The sequence below is a fragment of the Actinoplanes sp. CA-131856 genome, assembly GCF_050956135.1.
Lineage (GTDB): Bacteria > Actinomycetota > Actinomycetes > Mycobacteriales > Micromonosporaceae > Actinoplanes.
In genome coordinates this window covers 2,221,342-2,239,219 of record NZ_CP191849.1, presented here as the reverse complement: position 1 = coordinate 2,239,219, position 17,878 = coordinate 2,221,342, and the positions used below count along the sequence as shown (strand labels likewise).

16 protein-coding genes and 1 pseudogene are annotated in these 17,878 nt (G+C 71.4%); 10 read left to right on the top strand and 7 right to left on the bottom strand.

The annotated features are described in order from the left end of the window. The first annotated feature begins 43 nt into the window (after positions 1-43). From ACQP2X_RS10785 to ACQP2X_RS10770, 4 genes are read left to right on the top strand one after another with little or no spacing between them, the layout of a single operon-like run. Positions 44-283: a hypothetical protein gene (locus ACQP2X_RS10785; protein WP_498696075.1), complete on the top strand. Its 240-nt coding sequence runs from the start codon at positions 44-46 to the stop codon at positions 281-283. Continuing rightward, positions 267-806 carry a PH domain-containing protein gene (locus ACQP2X_RS10780; protein WP_498696074.1) on the top strand — a complete coding sequence of 180 codons (540 nt, stop codon included), beginning with the start codon at positions 267-269 and terminating at the stop codon, positions 804-806. Before ACQP2X_RS10785 ends, ACQP2X_RS10780 begins: the two co-directional genes overlap by 17 nt. After that, positions 803-2,476, top strand: a complete 1,674-nt coding sequence (locus tag ACQP2X_RS10775; protein WP_498696073.1) for a PH domain-containing protein — start codon at positions 803-805, stop codon at positions 2,474-2,476. Before ACQP2X_RS10780 ends, ACQP2X_RS10775 begins: the two co-directional genes overlap by 4 nt. 27 nt (positions 2,477-2,503) lie before the next feature. After that, positions 2,504-2,896: a thioesterase family protein gene (locus ACQP2X_RS10770; protein WP_498696072.1), complete on the top strand. Its 393-nt coding sequence runs from the start codon at positions 2,504-2,506 to the stop codon at positions 2,894-2,896. Between the two features lie 161 nt (positions 2,897-3,057). Here ACQP2X_RS10770 and ACQP2X_RS10765 read toward each other — a convergent pair whose 3' ends face one another. Further along, positions 3,058-4,149 (bottom strand): IS630 family transposase, encoded by a 1,092-nt coding sequence (locus ACQP2X_RS10765; protein WP_498696071.1) that lies wholly within the window; start codon positions 4,147-4,149, stop codon positions 3,058-3,060. A 114-nt stretch (positions 4,150-4,263) separates the two neighbouring features. On the opposite strand from ACQP2X_RS10765, the pseudogene ACQP2X_RS10760 reads away from it, so the two are divergent. Further along, a pseudogene (locus ACQP2X_RS10760) lies at positions 4,264-5,510 on the top strand (IS701 family transposase). Positions 5,511-5,636: 126 nt separating this feature from the next. Here the strand turns inward: ACQP2X_RS10760 and ACQP2X_RS10755 are convergent. Further along, positions 5,637-6,575 carry a carbohydrate kinase family protein gene (locus ACQP2X_RS10755; protein WP_498696070.1) on the bottom strand — a complete coding sequence of 313 codons (939 nt, stop codon included), beginning with the start codon at positions 6,573-6,575 and terminating at the stop codon, positions 5,637-5,639. 102 nt (positions 6,576-6,677) lie between these two features. On the opposite strand from ACQP2X_RS10755, the gene ACQP2X_RS10750 reads away from it, so the two are divergent. Both ACQP2X_RS10750 and ACQP2X_RS10745 read left to right on the top strand, forming a co-directional pair. Next, positions 6,678-7,322 carry a superoxide dismutase family protein gene (locus tag ACQP2X_RS10750; RefSeq protein WP_498696069.1) on the top strand — a complete coding sequence of 215 codons (645 nt, stop codon included), beginning with the start codon at positions 6,678-6,680 and terminating at the stop codon, positions 7,320-7,322. A gap of 94 nt (positions 7,323-7,416) precedes the next feature. Then, positions 7,417-8,913 (top strand): aminopeptidase P family protein, encoded by a 1,497-nt coding sequence (locus tag ACQP2X_RS10745; RefSeq protein WP_498696068.1) that lies wholly within the window; start codon positions 7,417-7,419, stop codon positions 8,911-8,913. Here ACQP2X_RS10745 and ACQP2X_RS10740 read toward each other — a convergent pair. Beyond that, a complete protein-coding gene (locus ACQP2X_RS10740) occupies positions 8,910-9,638 on the bottom strand; it encodes an aminoglycoside adenylyltransferase domain-containing protein (protein WP_498696067.1) in 729 nt (242 codons plus the stop codon). The two genes, ACQP2X_RS10745 and ACQP2X_RS10740, sit on opposite strands and share 4 nt — an antisense overlap. A gap of 74 nt (positions 9,639-9,712) precedes the next feature. Between ACQP2X_RS10740 and ACQP2X_RS10735 the strand changes: the two genes are divergently transcribed. After that, positions 9,713-10,450: a metallophosphoesterase gene (locus ACQP2X_RS10735; protein ID WP_498696066.1), complete on the top strand. Its 738-nt coding sequence runs from the start codon at positions 9,713-9,715 to the stop codon at positions 10,448-10,450. On the opposite strand, the gene ACQP2X_RS10730 is transcribed toward ACQP2X_RS10735, so the two are convergent. Together ACQP2X_RS10730 and ACQP2X_RS10725 are read right to left on the bottom strand one after the other, a co-directional pair. Next, positions 10,432-11,331 (bottom strand): SDR family NAD(P)-dependent oxidoreductase, encoded by a 900-nt coding sequence (locus tag ACQP2X_RS10730; RefSeq protein WP_498696065.1) that lies wholly within the window; start codon positions 11,329-11,331, stop codon positions 10,432-10,434. The genes ACQP2X_RS10735 and ACQP2X_RS10730 overlap by 19 nt on opposite strands. A 50-nt stretch (positions 11,332-11,381) precedes the next feature. Continuing rightward, positions 11,382-11,882: a hypothetical protein gene (locus ACQP2X_RS10725; RefSeq protein WP_498696064.1), complete on the bottom strand. Its 501-nt coding sequence runs from the start codon at positions 11,880-11,882 to the stop codon at positions 11,382-11,384. A gap of 268 nt (positions 11,883-12,150) precedes the next feature. Here ACQP2X_RS10725 and ACQP2X_RS10720 point away from each other — a divergent pair, with 268 nt between their 5' ends. Both ACQP2X_RS10720 and ACQP2X_RS10715 read left to right on the top strand, forming a co-directional pair. Then, complete coding sequence (locus ACQP2X_RS10720) at positions 12,151-12,570, top strand: YciI family protein (protein ID WP_498696063.1); 420 nt, start codon at positions 12,151-12,153, stop codon at positions 12,568-12,570. Beyond that, on the top strand, positions 12,543-13,847 hold the full coding sequence (locus ACQP2X_RS10715) for an RNA polymerase sigma factor (protein ID WP_498696062.1): 1,305 nt from the start codon (positions 12,543-12,545) through the stop codon (positions 13,845-13,847). Before ACQP2X_RS10720 ends, ACQP2X_RS10715 begins: the two co-directional genes overlap by 28 nt. Here the strand turns inward: ACQP2X_RS10715 and ACQP2X_RS10710 are convergent. Next, positions 13,815-14,585 (bottom strand): class I SAM-dependent methyltransferase, encoded by a 771-nt coding sequence (locus ACQP2X_RS10710; RefSeq protein ID WP_498700914.1) that lies wholly within the window; start codon positions 14,583-14,585, stop codon positions 13,815-13,817. The two genes, ACQP2X_RS10715 and ACQP2X_RS10710, sit on opposite strands and share 33 nt — an antisense overlap. A gap of 67 nt (positions 14,586-14,652) precedes the next feature. Beyond that, a complete protein-coding gene (gene pulA, locus ACQP2X_RS10705; RefSeq protein ID WP_498696061.1) occupies positions 14,653-17,868 on the bottom strand; it encodes a pullulanase-type alpha-1,6-glucosidase in 3,216 nt (1,071 codons plus the stop codon). Positions 17,869-17,878 lie beyond the last annotated feature (10 nt).

Genomic DNA, 17,878 nt, shown 5'->3' with positions numbered 1-17,878 from the left:
CCGGGCGACTTCCCCCGTGGTCGCCCGGCGCAATAATCCTTAGATGGATCTCTCCTCTGCCGGCCCTCGTGACCTCGAGCCTCAGTGCTCGGCCAAGGGCTGCCGCGCGGACGCGGCCTGGCAACTGCTGTGGAACAACCCCAAGCTGCACGCTCCCGACTACCGCAAAACCTGGCTGGCGTGCGACGAACACCGGATTTCCCTGGGCAACTTCCTCGATCTCCGGGGATTCCTGCGCGAAGTGACGCCCTTCGGTACAGCGTCCGATGCGCCCATCTCCTAGGCTTCCAGGTGTGACCGAGCCGCAGAGTGCCGCCGTCGATGCTTTGGAGCCGTGGCCCGACACCGTCGAGTGGCGCCCGGTCTCCCCCAAGCTGATCACTGTGGAGCTGATCGTCCGCATCGCCTGGTCGCTGGTTCTGGTGGCCGGCCTGGCCGTCGGCTGGGCCCTTCAGGGCCACTGGCTGTGGCGCCTCGGCATCGTGCTGGTGGTCGTCAACGCGATCTGGCGCTCCTTCGTCACCGTCCGCGCGGTGCGCGCCTGGGGCTACGCCGAGCGCGACCAGGACCTGCTGGTCCGCCACGGCCTGCTGGTCCGCCGCCTCTCGATCGTTCCGTACGCGCGAATGCAGTTCGTCGACGTCACCGCCGGCCCTCTGGAACGGGCGTTCGGCCTGGCCACCGTCCAGCTGCACACCGCCGCGGCGGCCAGCGACGCCCGCATCCCGGGCCTGCCACCGGCCGAGGCCTCTCGCCTGCGCGACCGCCTGACCGCCCTCGGCGAGGACCGGGCCGAGGGCCTGTGACCACTCCCGGACCCCACCCACCCGGCCCTCCGGCCGCCGGCCCCGCCGCAGCCGACGCCCCCGGCTCAGGACCGTCCACTTCCGGGCCGACCGCTTCCGGGCCGACCGCTTCCGGGCCGACCGCTTCCGGGCCGACCGCTTCCGGGCCGGCCACTTCCGGGCCGACCACTTCCGGGCCGGCCGACTCGGCCCCGGCGTCTCCGGCGGCCGCCAACGGCGAGGAGGAGCCCCGCCGGCGGCTCCATCCGCTCAGCCCGCTGCTGCACGGCGCGAAGAGCATCGCCGTCATCGTGGCCGCACTGTCCTGGCAGACCTTGTCGCAGGTCGGGCTCGAACGGTTCGCGCTGGTCGTGCTCGTCCTCGCGGTCGGCGTCGTGGTCTTCTCCATCGTCGGCTGGCTCACCACCGGCTATCAGGTCGTCGGCCGCGAGCTGCGCATCTCCGACGGCGTGATCTGGCGCCGCAACCGTGCCATCCCCCTCGAGCGCCTCCAGGCCGTCGAGCTCCGGCGTCCCCTGCTGGCCCAGCTCACCGGCCTGGCCGAGCTGCGTCTCGAGGTGATCGGCGGCGGCAAGACCGAGGCGCCGCTGTCGTTCCTGACCGTGCGCGAGGCCTCCGCGCTGCGCGAGCGCCTGCTCGCGCTCGCCGGCCACGCGGCCGGCGGCCGGTCACCGGCGGTGGCTCAGCCCTCCCCCGACGGGCCCTCGGCCGCCTTCGAGGCGCCCGCCGTCGAACGCCCGCTCCTGCGCGTCCGCAACCGCGATCTCGTGGTGAGCCAGCTCCTCACCCCGCAGGCGTTCTTCCTGCCGGTCGGCATCGCCTTCGTCATCATGCAGTTCGTGATCGAGGGTTCCTGGACCTTCATCGGCATCGCCAGCACCGTCACCGCCATGGCCGGTGTGCTGCTCCAGCCGGTGCGCCGGGTGCTGCAGGACTGGGACTTCCGGCTCGCCCGCGACCCGGACGGCCGTCTCGTGGTGCGCTTCGGCCTGCTCGAGACCCGCAGCCAGATCGTGCCCCTGAACCGGGTGCAGGCGGTGGGGGCCACCTGGCCGCTGCTGTGGCGGGCGCAGGGCTGGCTGCACCTGCGTCTCGACATCGCCGGCTACGCGGGCGAGCCCGGCAGCGGCGAGAACAAGCGGTCCGACCGCCTCCTGCCGGTCGGCGACTTCGCGACCGCCCGGGCCCTGGTCTGGGACGTCCTGCCCGGTGTCGACCTGGCCACCCTGGCCACCACCCCGCCGCCGAAGCGGGCCCGCTGGCTCAACCCGGTGTCGTTGCGCTACATCGGCGTGGGGCTGACGCCGGAGGTCTTCGTCAGCCGCTGGGGCCTGTTCACCCGCGAGATGCACATCGTGCCGTACGCGCGCCTGCAGAGCGTCCGCGTCGTGCAGGGCCCGGTGCAGCGCCTGCTCGGCCTGGCGACGGTCTACGCCGACACGGCACGGGGCCGCTCGGGCCGGGCCAAGGACCGCGACCTGGCCGAGGCCTGGGTCCTCGCGCGGGAGCTGGCCGAGCGCGCCCGGCAGGCCCGCCAGCCGGCCCCGCTGACCACCGACCGGCTCGACCCGTCCGCCGTGGCCGTCCCGGCCTCCGGCTCAGGGGCTGTCGAGGGCCAAGGGGAAGGCGCCGTGGACGACTCGTACTGGCGCCGCCCCGAGCAGGCCTGAGACCCTGTCCGGCCCTAAACTCTGGACATGGAGCTTCCGGATTTCTCGCCCGGTCTCAGCGCCCGGGTGGAGTTGACCGTTACCGACGCCGACACCGCTCAGGCGCTCGGCTCGGGCGACGTGCCCGTCCTGGGCACGCCGCGCGTACTGGCGCTGGCCGAGACGGCGACGGTGGCCGCCACGGCCCGCACCATCCCCGGCGGCCTCACCACGGTCGCCACCCGGGCCGAGGTCGAACATCGGGCGCCCGCCGCGCTCGGCCACCGGGTGACCGCGCTGGCCACGCTCGCCAAAGTGGACGGCCGCAAGCTGATCTTCGACATCGCCGTCCGCGACGGCGATACGCTCGTCGCCGAGGTGCGCGTCGAGCGCGTGATCATCGACCGCCGGCGCTTCATCGCCAAGGCGCTGGGCGGTTAGGGCCTGTCCTGCCGATCAAGCGGGGCTGCGGCGTGGCCCAGGTGGCGCCTGACGGCAGCCGCGACACACCGACATCCAACACCGGGATGCCGGCGCGCCGCGCCCGACGCCAGCCACCACCTGGACCTCGCCTCGCACTCGCTCGATCGGCAGGACAGGCCCTAGTGTCGTGAGTCGTTAATGCGTGTGCAGTACCGCTTGATGGATTCGAGAATCTGGTCGGCGGTCTTGGTCCAGACGTAGGGCCGGGGGTCGTCGTTCCAGGTCTCGATCCAGGCACGGATGTCGTTGTTGAGTTCACGCACCGAGCGGTGAGTGCCGCGCTGCAGCTTCTTGGTGGTTAGTTCGCCGAACCAGCGTTCGACCAGGTTGAGCCAGGAAGAGCTGGTCGGGGTGAAGTGCAAAACGAAGCGCGGGTGGGCGGCCAGCCAGCGTTTGATCACCGGGGTTTTGTGGGTGGACGCGTTGTCCAGTACGACGTGCACGTCCAGGTCAGCGGGAACTTCGCGGTCGAGAGTCTGCAGAAACTTTTTGAACTCAATCGCCCGGTGCCGAGCATGCAACGAGCCGATGACCTTGCCGGTGGCCAGATTCAGGGCGGCATAAAGGCTCGAGGTGCCGGCCCGGACGTAGTCATGGGAGGCGCGAGCCGGGGTCCCGGGCAGCATCGGCAACACCGGGGCGGTGCGATCCAAGGCCTGGATCTGCGACTTCTCGTCGACGCACAACACCACTGCACGTTCCGGCGGGTCGAGGTAAAGCCCGACAACATCGCGGACCTTGTCGATGAACTGCGGATCCTTCGACAGCTTCCAGCTGTCCTGGCGGTGCGGCTGCAAACCGAACGCCCGCCAAATCCTGGAGACCGCCGTCTGCGACAGACCGACCTCGGCCGCCAGGGACCGCGTCGACCAGTGCGTAGCATCTTTCGGCGTCGTCTCCAACGTCGTGGTGACCGCCCGCTCCACGTCGGCGTCGGCGATCGTGCGGGGCCGGCCCGGGCGAGGCTCGTCCAGCAACCCTTCGAGCCGATCCGCGGCGAACCGGTTACGCCACTTGGTCACCGTGTTGCGCGAGACCCCGAGTTCCTCGGCGATCACCCCGTTCGGCGCACCGGCCGAATCTGCGCAGGCCAGCACCACCCGTGAGCGCATCGCGATCGCCTGAGCGCTCGACGGACGCCGCGACCAGGCCAGCAACTGTTCCCGCTCATCGTCAGTGAGCACGATCGGCACAGCTATCGAGGACGGCATACAACCACCGTACCCACTGACAACGATTTAACGACTCAGGACACTAGTAGGGCTTTGTCACCCTTCGAGTGGCTGACGGTGACAGATAAACGTTGATGTTGGTGTCGTCGAGAGATGGACACGGCGCAGGTGCAACGGCTCGGCGATGAGCTGAGCGAATACGTCGCAGACGTATTCGGTTCGCTGAGGTACTCAGGCTGGCAGGACCGGGCCGGGCATTATCTGCGTGGGCTCATGCTCGACGGGCGGCGTAAATCGATCCAGCCGATGGCGGCACGGTTGCGTGGCCCGCATGAGCAGGCACTGAACCATTTCGTCACGAATAGTCCGTGGGATGTGGCCCCGGTACGCCGGCGGATCGCCGAACGTATCGACGAAGCCCTTGACGGGCCGGCGTGGGCGGTTGATGACACTGGCCTGCTTAAATACGGCACAGCCTCGCCATGCGTGGCCCGGCAATACACCGGTACCGCCGGGAAGATCACCAACTGTCAGGTCGCGGTCTCGGTCAGCCTGGTCACCGAGACCGCGTCCTGCCCGGTCGACTGGCGGCTGTTTTTGCCTGAAGCATGGGATCCCGCCTCACCGAAAGCCTCAGCGAACGTGACCGAACGGCGGCGCCGGGCGCAGATCCCTGACCAGCTGGGGCACCGGCCGAAGTGGCGGCTCGCGTTGGACATGATCGACGAACTGCTCGGTTGGAACTTACGGCCCAGCGTGCTGGTCGCCGACGCCGGTTACGGCGACGCGGGCGAGTTCCGGCAAGCCCTGGCCGAACGCGGCATTGACTACGCAGTGCAGGTCGCGCACACCGTGACCGCCTATCCGTTGTCGGTTGAGCGCACGACGGTGCCGTACTGCGGTGACGGCCCCTACCCGAAGAAAATCTACCGGCAACCCGCGACCCCGGTCCGTGAGCTGCTGCTGGCTGCCGGCCCGCAATCCGCACGACGGGTGACCTGGCGGGACAGCTCCCGCCACCGAGCCGGCCGGCCGCGATGAGCTCGAAATTCGTCTCTCAACGAGTCCGCCCAGCCGGCCCGGCCATCCGCTCCGCCCACCTCGGCCACGACCTGCCCGAGGCCTGGCTGATCGCCGAATGGCCGACCGGTGAGCCCGAGCCGATCAAGTACTGGCTCTCCAACCTGCCCGCCAGCACCGCCAAACGCACCCTGATCCGGCTCGCGAAGCTGCGCTGGCGCATCGAGCACGACTACCGCGAAGTCAAAACCGGCCTCGGCCTGGACCACTACGAAGGCCGCACCTGGCAAGGCTGGCACCACCACACCACCCTCGTCTCCGCCGCCCACGCCTTTCTCACCTTGCAGCGCCTGGACCCAAAAACCCCTGCGCCGGAATGACTCTCTATGCCGTACTCCGACGCCTGCAAGCCCTACTCGCTCGGCTCATCGGCACCTGCCCCACCTGCCAAACCCACTTCCCGCAACGCAATCACCGCACGGGAAGAGGACCATGACAAAGCCCTACTAGGCGAGCGTTCCCCAGCGGGCGGTGAGCTCCTCCTGCGTGGGCATCGCGACGGCGCCGCCGCGGCGCTCGCAGACCAGCCCGGCCACGGCCAGCGCGAACCGGACGTTGCGCTGCCAGCCGTCGATGTCCTTGGGCAGCCCGTCGGCGAGCAGACGACGGATCAGGGCCGCCATCACCGAGTCGCCGGCCCCGGTCGCGTCGACCGCGTCGACCACCGGGGCGGGCAGCATCGCGGTGCCGTCAGCGGCGGCCACGTAGGCTCCCTTCGACCCGCGGGTCACCACCACGGCCTTGGCCCCCAGGCTCCGGATCCGCTCGGCCGCCACCTCGGGCGCGGCGCCGTCGTAAAGGACCTCGGCGTCGGCCGCGCTGAGCTTCACCAGGTCGGCGCCGGCGAAGAACTCCTCGGACAGCTCCCGCAGGGCGGTCACCGCGGCCCCGTCGGGCAGCAGCGTGGGCCGGGCGTTCGGGTCGAAGACCTTCAGCGGGCCCGGCGTGTGCCAGGCGGCCCGGGCGGCGGCCCGGAACGGCTCGCGCAGCAGGCAGATCGACCCGGTGTAGAGCACGCCGGCGCCCCGGACCGCGCCGAGGTCGACATCCGACGGCGCCAGCAGCGAGTACGACGGCGGCTCGCCGTAGAACGTGAAGGTCGGCTCGGCGCCCACGAACGTCGTGACCGCCAGCGTGGTCGGCACGGCCACCCGCTTGACCCCGCCCACGCCGACCCCGGTCTCGCCCAGGAAGGCCGCGATCCGGTCGCCGAGGACGTCGTTGCTGAGCGAGCCGGCGTACCGCACCTCGCCGCCCAGGCGCGTGGCGCCGACCGCGACGTTGAGCGGCGCCCCGCCGATCGCCTGCCGGTAGACCACCCCGCCGTCGTGCTCGGCCTCCTGGAGGTCGATCAGCGCCTCACCGAGCACCACCGCATAGCCCATTGCCGTCTCCCTGTAGTCCGCCGTGATTACCGCCAGCCTTCCGCCCCGGAACGCGCGGCGCCAGTACTCGCCCGATAAGTACCTTTTTGAGACGATTGACCGATGATCCTCCGCGCCCTGGCCCTCGCCGCGCCCGCCGCCCTGCTCGCCGCCTGCACCAACGCGGTCGAGGTCGAACCGGCCACCCTGCCCTCGGCCGCCTCGGCCTCGGCCTGGGTCGTCTATCAGGGCGCCATGAGCGCTTCCCCCTCCGCGTCGTGGGCGCCCGACACGGTCGCGGCCGGCACCTTCCTGCCCTATCGGCCCGACTCCCCGGCCATCACCTACGAGCCCACGGTGGTCCCGCCCGGCGCGCGGGCCGAGGTCGGCATCGCCCGCAACGCCGCCGGCATGATCGTCCGCCTGACCACCAGCGGCCTGATCCCGCGCCGCTCCTACGGCGCCCACCTGCACACCGCGCCCTGCACCGCCGCCCCGGCCGACGCCGGCCCGCACTACCAGCACCGCAAGGACCCGAAGACCCCTTCGGTGAACCCGTCCTACGCCAACCCGCGCAACGAGATCTGGCTGGACTTCACCGCCGACGCCTCGGGCGCGGCCACTGTCACGAGCGAACAGCGCTGGAGCTTCGCGGCCGGGGCCTCGCCGCGCTCGCTCGTCATCCACGCGCTGACCACCCGCACCGGCGCCGGGGTGGCCGGCACGGCGGGCGAGCGGGCGGCCTGTCTCACGCTGCCCGGCCGCTGAGCCGGCGGGATGTTGATCATCGCCTCCCGGGACTGCGTTCCGCCGGAGCCAGACGGTAACGTCGGGGGCGGATCGACGATCGGAGGCAACACCCATGGCCGAGCAGGGTGACGTAACGCAGGGCGAGGGCAAGGGCAAGGCGCAGCCCGCCGCGAAGACGGAGTCGCACGACCCCGGCTTTCCCGAGGCGTTTCTGCAGTTCATGCGCACCGGGTGGCGTGAGGACCCGATCGCTGTCACGCCGCGGCCCGAGGTGCCGAACTACGCGAAGCGCCGGGCCGCGCTCTCCGAGGCCTTCCCCGGCGAGACGCTGATCATCCCGAGCGGCAACGAGAAGGTGCGCGCCAACGACACCGACTACACGTTCCGGCCCGGCAGCGACTTCGTCTACCTGACCGGCGACCGCGATCCCGACAGCGTGCTCGTGCTGCGGCCGAGCGGCTCCGGCCACGACGCGGTGCTCTACACCCACCAGCGCAACTCGAAGGACACCGACGCCTTCTTCCGCAGCCGCAACGGCGAGCTGTGGGTCGGCCGCACGCACACTTTGGGCGAGAAATCGACCGAGCTGGGCGTCGAGACCGCCTCGCTGAGCGAGCTCGGCGCGGCCCTGGCCAATTCGGCACCGGGCCGCACCCGGGTGCTGCGCGGCCTCGACGCGGCGGTCGACCGCACCGTGCTGGCCTACGAGCCCGACCGCGACAAGCCCCGCGACCGCGAGCTGGCCTGGGTGCTCTCCGAGCTCAAGCTGATCAAGGACGAGTGGGAGATCGCCCAGCTCCAGGCCGCGATCGACGCGACCGTCCGCGGCTTCGAAGACGTGGCCCGCATCCTGCCCGCCGACCGCGGGGTCAAGGAGCGCCTGCTCGAGGGCGTCTTCGGCCTGCGCGCCCGCCACGACGGCAACGACGTCGGCTACACCTCGATCGTGGGCGCCGGCCCGCACGCGACGATCCTGCACTGGGTGCGCAACACCGGCGTGACCAAGCCGGGCGAGCTGCTCCTGATGGACATGGGCGTCGAGGGCGACAACTTCTACACCGCCGACGTGACCCGCACGGTGCCCGTCTCCGGCTCCTTCACCCCGCTCCAGCGCCAGGTCTACGACATCGTCCACGCGTCGCAGCAGGCGGGCATGGACGCCATCAAGCCCGGCGTGCTGTTCCGCGACGTGCACAAGACCTGCATGCGGGTCCTCGCCGAGGGCCTGAACGACCTGGGCCTGCTCCCGGTCAGCGTCGACGAGGCGATGAGCGAGGAGAGCACGGTCTACCGCCGCTGGACGCTGCACGGCTTCGGCCACATGCTCGGCATCGACGTGCACGACTGCAACAACGCCCGCAACGAGAACTACCGCGACGGCGAGCTGAAGGAGGGTTACGTCCTCACGGTCGAGCCCGGCCTCTACTTCCAGCCCGAGGACGACCTCGTCCCCGAGGAGCTGCGCGGCGTCGGCGTCCGCATCGAGGACGACGTGCTGGTCACGGCCGACGGCTGCCGCAACCTGTCGGCCGGTCTGCCGCGCTCCTCGGCCGACGTCGAGGCCTGGCTCGCCTCACAGCGTGAGGCCGGCCCCCGCCTGCCCGGCTAGGCGGGCTCCGTCTCCTTCAGGACGGTCTCGAGCACCACGGCCAGTCGCGCCGGATCGATCGGGGTGGCGTCACCCTGTTCGATCCGGCGGATGGCCTGCCGGACCGCGATCAACGTCGGCCGTCGCTCGAGCGCCCAGCGACCGGCCTCGACCTTGGGCACGTGACGGCCCTCCACCGCGAGGTGCCAGATCCGGCACGCGGTCAACACCATGAGAGCGGCGTTCTCGTCGTCGTCGGTCAGCCCCAGCCAGGTGCGCAGCCACTGGCGGCCGCGATCGACGATCCAGCGGGCCGGAACGACCCCGATCACCTCGGCTGGTGGCGCCCCGTAGAGCGCCTTGCCGTCGGCCCGGGCCAGCGACAGCTCGGCGAGCAGGTCGGGCGCCGCACCGGCTCGGCGCTCCACCTCGAACAGGCCCTCGTACCGCCCGACGTGCAGTTCGAGGGGCGGCTGGGGTGACGGGGCCGCTGCCGCTTCAGCGAGCACGACGTCGAGGTCGACACCCGACGCGGAGCCGTCCAGGTCGGCCTCCTGGACCGCGGCCTCCAGCGCGTCCAGCTGCGCGTCGGTCAGCGGCTCCGTGGTCACGGCCAGCAGGTCGATGTCGCTGTGGCCCGGCCGGAAGCCACCAGCCGCCAGGGAACCGTGCAGGATCACCGACCGGGCCGACGGTCCGAGAACGCCGGCGACGGCGGCCGCGATCCGCTGGGCGGGTGCGGTCATGAGAGGGCGTTGTTGCCGGTAAGCCGACAGAGCGAGCGGTCCACAAGGGCGAAGCCTAGCCATACGATTGCGGCGTGAAGGTGATTGCCCATATCAGCGACGTCCACATCGATGGCGAGGACCGCAGCGTCGAGCGCGCGGGGCGTGTCATGCGCTATCTCGCCGGGCTTCCGGTTCCGGTCGACGTGGTGCTGGTGACCGGGGACATCGCCGACCACGGCTACGCCCAGGAGTACGAGCGGGCGCGCCAGGTGCTCGACCTGCCGGTGCCGACGCTGCTGCTGCCCGGCAACCACGACGTCCGCGAGGCGTACCGCAAGATCCTGATGGAGGAGGAGCCGACCGGCGGCCCGATCAACGCGGCGCACCGGGTCGGCGGCATGTTCTTCGCGATGTGCGACTCCAGCATTCCGGGCCGCAACGACGGCCTGCTGGCCACCGAGACGCTCGACTGGCTGGACGCCGAGCTGACGGGCGCCGCCGGCCTGCCGGCGTTCGTCTGCTTCCACCACCCGCCCGTCTCCCTGCAGGTCCCGTTCATCGACGAGATCCGGCAGTACGCCACCGAGCGCCTGGCCGAGATCGTCGCCGGCCACGACAACGTGGTCGCGGTGCTCTGCGGCCACGCCCACACGGCCGCCGCGAGCATGTTCGCCGGCAAGCCGATGCTGGTCGCGCCCAGTGTCGCCTCGACCCTGCTGTTCCCCTTCGAGGGCGACGAGGTGATCACCCGTGAGCTGCCCTCGATGCTGGCCTTCCACATCCTCGACGACGATGGCCGGCTGACCACGCACTACCGCGTCGTGCTCTGACGCGGGTCCAGCCCGGTCAGCTCGGCCGAGAGGTCCCACAACCGCTCGCCCTCCGGCCCGTCGGACGGATAGGTCTCCGTGGCCGCGCAGTCGCGGCAGTAGGAACCGCCGAACGGCTCGGCGGCCGGCGAGGTCGCCGCCCAGACCGGCGTCGCGGCGCCCTGGGCCGCGCTGCGGAAGAGCCCCGGCGCCGGGGTGCCGGCGGCGTCGATCCACCCGGCCTCGACCATCTCGGCCCGGGTCAGGTGACGTTGCAGGGGCGAGAGCACCCAGCCCGGGCTGGCCGAGAAGGCGAGCACGCCGAGCTTGTCGAGGTGGTGGGCGAACAGGACGGTGGCGAGCTTCGACTGCCCGTAGGCGCCCCACTTGTCGTACCCCTGGGTGAAATGGATGTCGTCCCAGCGCATGCGGTCCTCCGGCGACCGCCCGGAGGCGACCATGACCACCCGCGCCGCCCCGGCGGCCTTCAGCGCGGGCCACAGCCCCGCCACCAGCGCGTAGTGCCCAAGGTGGTTGATCGCGAACTGAGCCTCCCAGCCCGGGCCCACCCGCGTCTCGGGGCAGGCCATCACGGCCGCGCTCCCGATGACGATGTCGACCGCCGGGCGATCGGCCCGGATCTCCGCGGCGGCCCGCTGGACGGAGGCGAGATCGGCGAGGTCCATCGGCCGGATGTCGATCCGCCCGTCGCGCAGCGCCTGCCGGGCCACCTCGGGCCGGCGAGCCGGGACGATCACATAGGCCCCGGCACCGGCCAGGGCGAGCGCGGCCTCCCGCCCGATGCCGGAATATCCGCCCGTCACCACAGCGGTGCGGCCGCTCAGGTCGACGCCGGCGAGCACCTGGGCGGCCGTGCTGTGCGCATCGAAGCTAGTCGTCATGCCGGCGAAGCTAGGCGTTCGAGCGCACTCGAGGTCAAGAGGTCACGATGTCACGAGGCGGCGGCGAAGTCGCTCACGCCGAAGCACTCGGCGCCGCTCGGGCCTTCCTCGGAGACGTTGATGGACACCTTCACCGGCAGGCCGTCCGGGGTGAAGGTCCGGGTGACCTCCCCGCCGTCGTCGGCGGCCGTCTGCGCGTTGTCGAGCAGCTGCCGGAGGGTGAAGGCGTCGATCTCCTCGCCCTGGTCGCCGGTGACCGGGCCCAGGTCGACCTCGCCGGTGCTCGACGGCGCCGCGGCCGAGGCGTCGAGCCGCTCGGTCGACGCCACCTCGCCCGATTTCACGGTCACCCGGTAGCGCCCCAGCGGTTTGGCGTCGTCGCAGCCGCGCGTCAGCACATACGAATAGTTCGCCGGCTCCGTCCACGGCGGCGCGGAGGTGACCACCGACGGGGAGGGCGTGACGAAGGTCGAGGACTTCGGCTCGTCCGACGTGCAGCCGCCGATCGCCGCCACCAGGGCGATGCCACCAAGGGCCCATACGAGCCGCACTGTTACCTCCGATGCCGGGCTGGGGACCCCGCAATCTAGCGCAGCCGCGCACCCCGCCAGAGGCCGGTACCGCTATGGAGTTGTCAAGGAACGGCGAGGCCCACTCTGCTCCGGTCGCCGGCGAGGGGGGAGAGCCGAAGGTAGGTGCCGGCCCCCTACCAAAGTCGGGGTAAAAAACTTCGGGAACCCCGTCGATAGGAGGGTCCGCCGTTCGACCTGTCAGTGAGAAGGTCGACGAGCGACCGCCCCGGACACGAGGAGAGCAACGATGGCCAAGTACATGCTGATCATGCGGAGCACCGACGAGGCCCTGGCCAAGATGGTCGAGACCCCGTTCGAGGAGATGCTCGAGACGATGGGCCGCTTCAACGACACCCTGATCAAGGCGGGCGTCCTGATCGCGGCCGAGGGGCTCGACGACGCCGGGCAGGGCGTGGTGGTCGACTACAGCGGCGAGACCCCGGTGGTCACCGACGGGCCTTACGGGGAGACCAAGGAGCTGTTCGGCGGCTTCTACATCCTCGACGTCGCCTCGAAGGAGGAGGCGGTCGAGTGGGCCAAGCGGATGCCGGCGTTCCCGGGCGCCAAGACCGAGATCCGCCGGGTGCCGGGCATCGACGAGTTCCCCCAGGACAACGAGTGGATCATCAGGGAGCGCGCGTGGCGCGAGCAGACCGGCCAGCTCTGACGGCGGAGAGCGCGAAGGACACGCTCGAGGCCGTCTGGCGCATCGAGTCGCCCCGCATCGTCGGCGCGCTCGCCCGCTACACCGGCGATCTCGAGCTGGCCGAGGACGTCGCCCAGGAGGCCGTGGCGGAAGCCCTGGTCTCCTGGGCACGCGACGGCACGCCCGGCAACCCGGTCGGCTGGTTGCTCGCGACCGCCCGGCGCCGGGCGATCGACAGCTTCCGCCGCCGGGCGGCCCGCGACGAGCGGTACGCGCTGCTCGTGGCCGGCGACGAGCGGTACGCGGCCGACGGCGAGCGGAGATCGGCCGGCGACCGTCGGCACATCGGCTCCCGAGGAGAGGACGACCTGCTCTGGGACCCCGACCGGGTCGACGACGACATCCTGGCGCTGATGTTCGTGGCCTGTCATCCGGTCCTCTCCCCCGAGGCCCGGGTGGCGCTCACCCTGCGTACGGTCGCAGGTCTGACCAGCGAGGAGATCGCGCGGGCGTTCCTCGTGCCGGTGCCGACGGTCCAGGCGCGCATCACCCGGGCCAAGAAGACCATCGCGGCGGCGCGGGTGCCGTTCGAGCTGCCGCCGGCCGACGAGCGGAAGCCCCGGCTCGGCGGCGTGCTCAGCGTGCTCTACGTGATCTTCACCGAGGGGTCGGGGGCGATGCGCCACGATCTAGCCTACGAGGCCATCCGCCTGGCCCGGATGCTGGCGGCGCTGATGCCCGGGGAGCCCGAGGTGTACGGCCTGCAGGCGCTCTTCGAACTGACGGCCGCTCGCTTCCCCGCGCGCACCGGCCCGGACGGCGAGCCGATCCTGCTGGAGGATCAGGACCGGAGGCGGTGGGACAGGTCGGCCATCCGCCGCGGCCAGGCCGCGATCTCCCAGGCCACGGCGCTGGGGCGGGGCTTGGGGCCGTACGGGCTTCAGGCCGCCATCGCCGCCTGCCATGCCGCGGCCGCCTCGGTGGCCGAGACGGACTGGGACAGCATCGTCCTGCTCTACGAGGCGCTCGGCCGGGTCGCGCCCTCACCGGTCGTCGAGCTCAACCGGGCCGTCGCCGTCGCGATGGCCGTCGGGCCGCTGGAGGCGCTGGCCATCGTGGACGACCTGGCCGCCCGCGACCCGCTGCCCGGGTCTCACCTGATCCCGACCGTCCGCGGCGAGCTGCTCACCCGGCTGGGCCGGGCCGCCGAGGCCCGCGCCGAGCTGGAGTTGGCCGCTCGCCTCTGCACGAACGCGCGGGAGCGCTCAGTCCTGCTGCGAAAGGCGGCCGCGCTCTAGCACCAGCAGGTCGCTCTCCTCGTCGACCGGGCGGGCCACCCGCTCGGTGTCCACGGCGGCGTCGAGCGCCGCGAAACCGTCGAGGATCTCCTCCTCGGTGAGGCGCTCGAACGTGGACGAGCCGCGCAGGCGCAGGCGGTCGGCGTAGTCGGAGAGGCTGTCGGCGATGCGTTCCTGGACGCGGTCGACGGTCACGTAGGCCAGGCCGGCCTCGGCGAAGTCCTCGATCAGCGGGTCCATGCGCGGGAAGACCTGCTCGTCGACCAGGCGCGCGCCCGGGAAGTAGCTGTACCAGAGCAGCTCGGGCATCCGGTCGGGGAACGAGCTGCGGATCAGCACCCGGCCGCCCGGCCGGAGCACGCGGGCCACCTCGGCCGCCGCCGCGCGGTGGTCGCGCACGTGGTGGAGCACCAGGAAGAGCAGCACCAGGTCGCAGCTCGCGTCGGGCAGCGGGATCTCGGTGGCGGAACCCTCCAGATAGGTCACCGCCGGGTGTGTCGCGTTGGCCTCGGCCGCCTCGCGCATGCGCACCGACGGCTCCACGCCATAAACCGGACCGCCGAACTCCTCGGCCAGCATCGGAGTGAACCGGCCCGTGCCGGAGCCGAGATCGAGCACGGTCAGCGGGCGTCCCGCCGACGCGTGCCGGGCGAAGGCCCGCAGCCACTCGGTCATCGTCTCGGCCGGCAGCGCCCGGGCCCGGGCGTAGACCAGATGCTGCCGCTCGTCGTAGTTCACCTCACGCAACGGCTCCCCCTTCCGCGCTGGGTGTACCGCCCTATTCTCCACCCGGGGACAACGAGACTCACAGCACCTCGGCCACGAAGACCGCCACCGAGCGCCCGGGCACCGTGAGCAGGTCGCCGGCCGCCGTCGCGGTGCGCAGCAAAGGATCGGCCGAGCCGGCCACCGCCGGGTGAAGTCGCAGGTCGAGGGCGGCCAGCGCGGGCACCTCCTGCTGGACCGTCTCCTCGGTCGCGTTGAAGACCACCACGATCGTGCTCCACCGCGGATCGAGTCCCGTGCCGTCCAGGCACATGACGATCACGCCCGGGGTCTCGGCCGGGCCGCCCAGCGGGAACGTCAGGCGGCGCTGCACCTCCTCGGCCGTGGGCAGGCCGAAGACCGGCGACGAGCGCCTGATCCGCAGCAGCTCGCGGTAGCGCTCGGCGGTCATCTCGATCGCGTCCGGCGGGGGCACCAGCGCCGGGTCGGCCAGCAGCGAACGGGCCCGGTCCCACTGGTCCTCGTTGTCCGGCGCGGGCGGCAGGCCCAGGCCGAAGCCGTTGCCCAGGGCCGGGTCCCAGCGGATCTGGTTGAACCAGTCGCCCGAGTTGAACGAGTTGCGGTCGAGCGATTTCGAGCGCAGCCGCTCGCTGCCCATCGCGACGAAACCGACGCCCTGGCCGAGCACCACCAGCGACAGCGCCAGGATCTGCATGCGCGCCCGGTCGAGGGCCGCGGTCGACCGGGGCAGCTTGAAGGCCATCGCGTCGTACAGGATCTCGTTGTCGTGGGCGTCGACGTAGTTGACCGTCTCACCCGGCGACAGCGCGTATCCGCTGGGCGAGCCGTTGTAGTCGATCTGGGCACCGCTCAGCTCGGCCCCGGTGTGGGTGACGAAGCGGTACGTCGACAGCGCGCCGGACAGCCCCACCTTGATCTCGTCGTGGACGTGCAGCGGTGTCCGCGAGCCCAGCCCGGTCGCGAAACCCGGCACCGACGGGTCACCGAACGAGCCACCGCCGCGCGCCGCGTCCCGCAGCCGGTCGTTGAAGGTGCCGATGCCCGTGCCGGCCATGTTGACCTGAGTGGCCTGCGCGAACCGCGCGTCGTAGGCCACCTCGCCGAAGTTCCACCCCTCGCCGTACAGATAGATCTCTTTGCCGTGCGGCAGATGGTCGAGCGTCACCCGCACCTCGAGGATGTTGGCGCGGGGATGGTGTCCCATGAGGTCGAAGCGGAACCCGTCGACCTTGTACTGCCGTGCCCATGTCTCGACCGAGTCGACGACCAGGCGGCCCATCATCGTGTGCTCGGTGGCCGTGTTCGGGCAGCAGGTCGACTCGGCGGTCGTGCCGTCCGCGAGCAGGCGGTGGTAGTACCCCGGCACGATCTTGTCGAGCACGCTGAAGCGGCCGAGCCCGTCGTGCATCGTGTGGTTGTAGACGACGTCCATGACGACGCGCAGCCCGACCGCGTTCAGCGCCGCGACCATCGTGCGGAACTCGAGGATCCGTGACGGCCCGTCCGCGTCGACCGCGAAACTGCCCTCGGGCGCCGTGTAGTGCCACGGGTCGTACCCCCAGTTGAACCCGTCGCCGTCGGCGATCTCCATGACGGCCGCCTGCTGCGCCGGCGAGTCGGGCGGGAACGTCGCCAGGTCGCAGGCGGGCGTGGCCTGATCGGCCCGCCGATCGGGCACTGTCGCAAAGTCAAAGGCCGGCAGCAGGTGTACGTGAGTCAGGCCGGCGTCGGCGAGAGAGCGCAGATGCCTCATCGCGTCGGACTCGAGGTGGGCGAAGGCGCCATAGGTGCCTCGCAGCGCGGCCGGCAGCGACTGATCGAAGATCGAGAACTCCCGAATCGACACCTCGCTGATCTGCATGCGCGCGGGCGCCACCGGCGCCGGCTTGGTCAGAGAATCCCAGCCCGCCGGGGCCAGCGCGGGATCGTCGAGGTCGACCAGCAGGCTGTGCGTGGAGTCGGCCGCGAGACCCAGCGAGTACGGGTCGGTGACGCTGGTGGTCACCACCCGCTGCGCGGCCGGATGCCACACCTCGACGCGGAAACGGTAGTAGCGCCCCAGCCACTTGCGCTTGATCCCGGCCGACCACACGCCGGTCACGTCGTCGCGGTCCATCGGGAGGACCTTGGGAGGGTCGGCCGGCGTACGGAAGATCTCGAGCGCGACGGTCTTCGCCGTCGGCGCCCACACCGCCACCGAGGAACGCTCCGCGTCGAGCACCAGCCCCAGCTCGGCGTCGGCCGCGTCGGCGTAGAGATCGTCGAGCACCCCGGCCGTCTGCACGGCGGTCAGCGCCGTGACCTCACCCTGTGGGTCCTGCCCGACCACGAGCAGCCGCCCGCGCAGCAACGACCCGAGCACGGCGTCGCCCAGCTCGCGCACCGAATAAGCGCGGTAGGCCCGCAGGTGGGGGAACTTACGGCTCTGCGCCTGGAACAGCCCGCCCGGGCGCGGGGTCAGCGGCACCTCGGCGTCGTCGCCCACCAGCGCGAAGACCGCGGCCCGGTCGGCCAGGTCACCGGGCAGCGCGATCGTCGTCCGGTCGACGAAGACGGCCAGCGACCGGGCCGGGTCGAGCTCGGGACCCAGCGTCGCCACGCCCGGCTTGACCGGCGCCACCCGGCCCGCGACCAACCACAGCTCCCGGGCCACGGCGAGGTCGATCCGCTGGTCGTCGGGCAGGTCCTTCTCCTCGCCGCGATGCAGCACGAAGCGCAGCCCGACCGCGTCGGCCCGCACCGGCACCCGGAAGACGGCGCCGAACGCGTCCCAGGAGGAGGGCATGATCGGCGTACGCCAGACGGGCTTGGATTTCGTGCCCTCCCAGGCGTGCAGGCCCCAGCCCGCGTAGTCGCCGTCGGGCCGCCGGTAATGGATGATCACGTCGTCGGAGGAATCGGATATGTCCGATGCGCGGGGCGAGGTGTAGATCGTCGGATCACCCGGCCGCAGCCAGATCTCGGAGACCACCGACGGATCCACGTGCCGGTCGTCCGCTACGTCCTTGACCCCAGAGCGATCAACGACGACGAACCCGACGTCGCGCGCGTCAGGCGTCAGCGCGACCCAGGCGAAACGGCCGTAGGAGTCCTCGCCCGCGAAAGGACGGCCGCCCGGATAGCCGTTGATCTGCCCCGGCTCGATGTCACCCCAGGCGTGCAGCGACCAGGCCGCATAGTCCCCGTCGGGCCGCACGTAGTGCACGAGCAGCCAGCGCGGCGAGGAGCGGACCAGAGAAGCGGGCGCGACGGAGTCGATCTCGATCGTGGTCACCGGGACATCC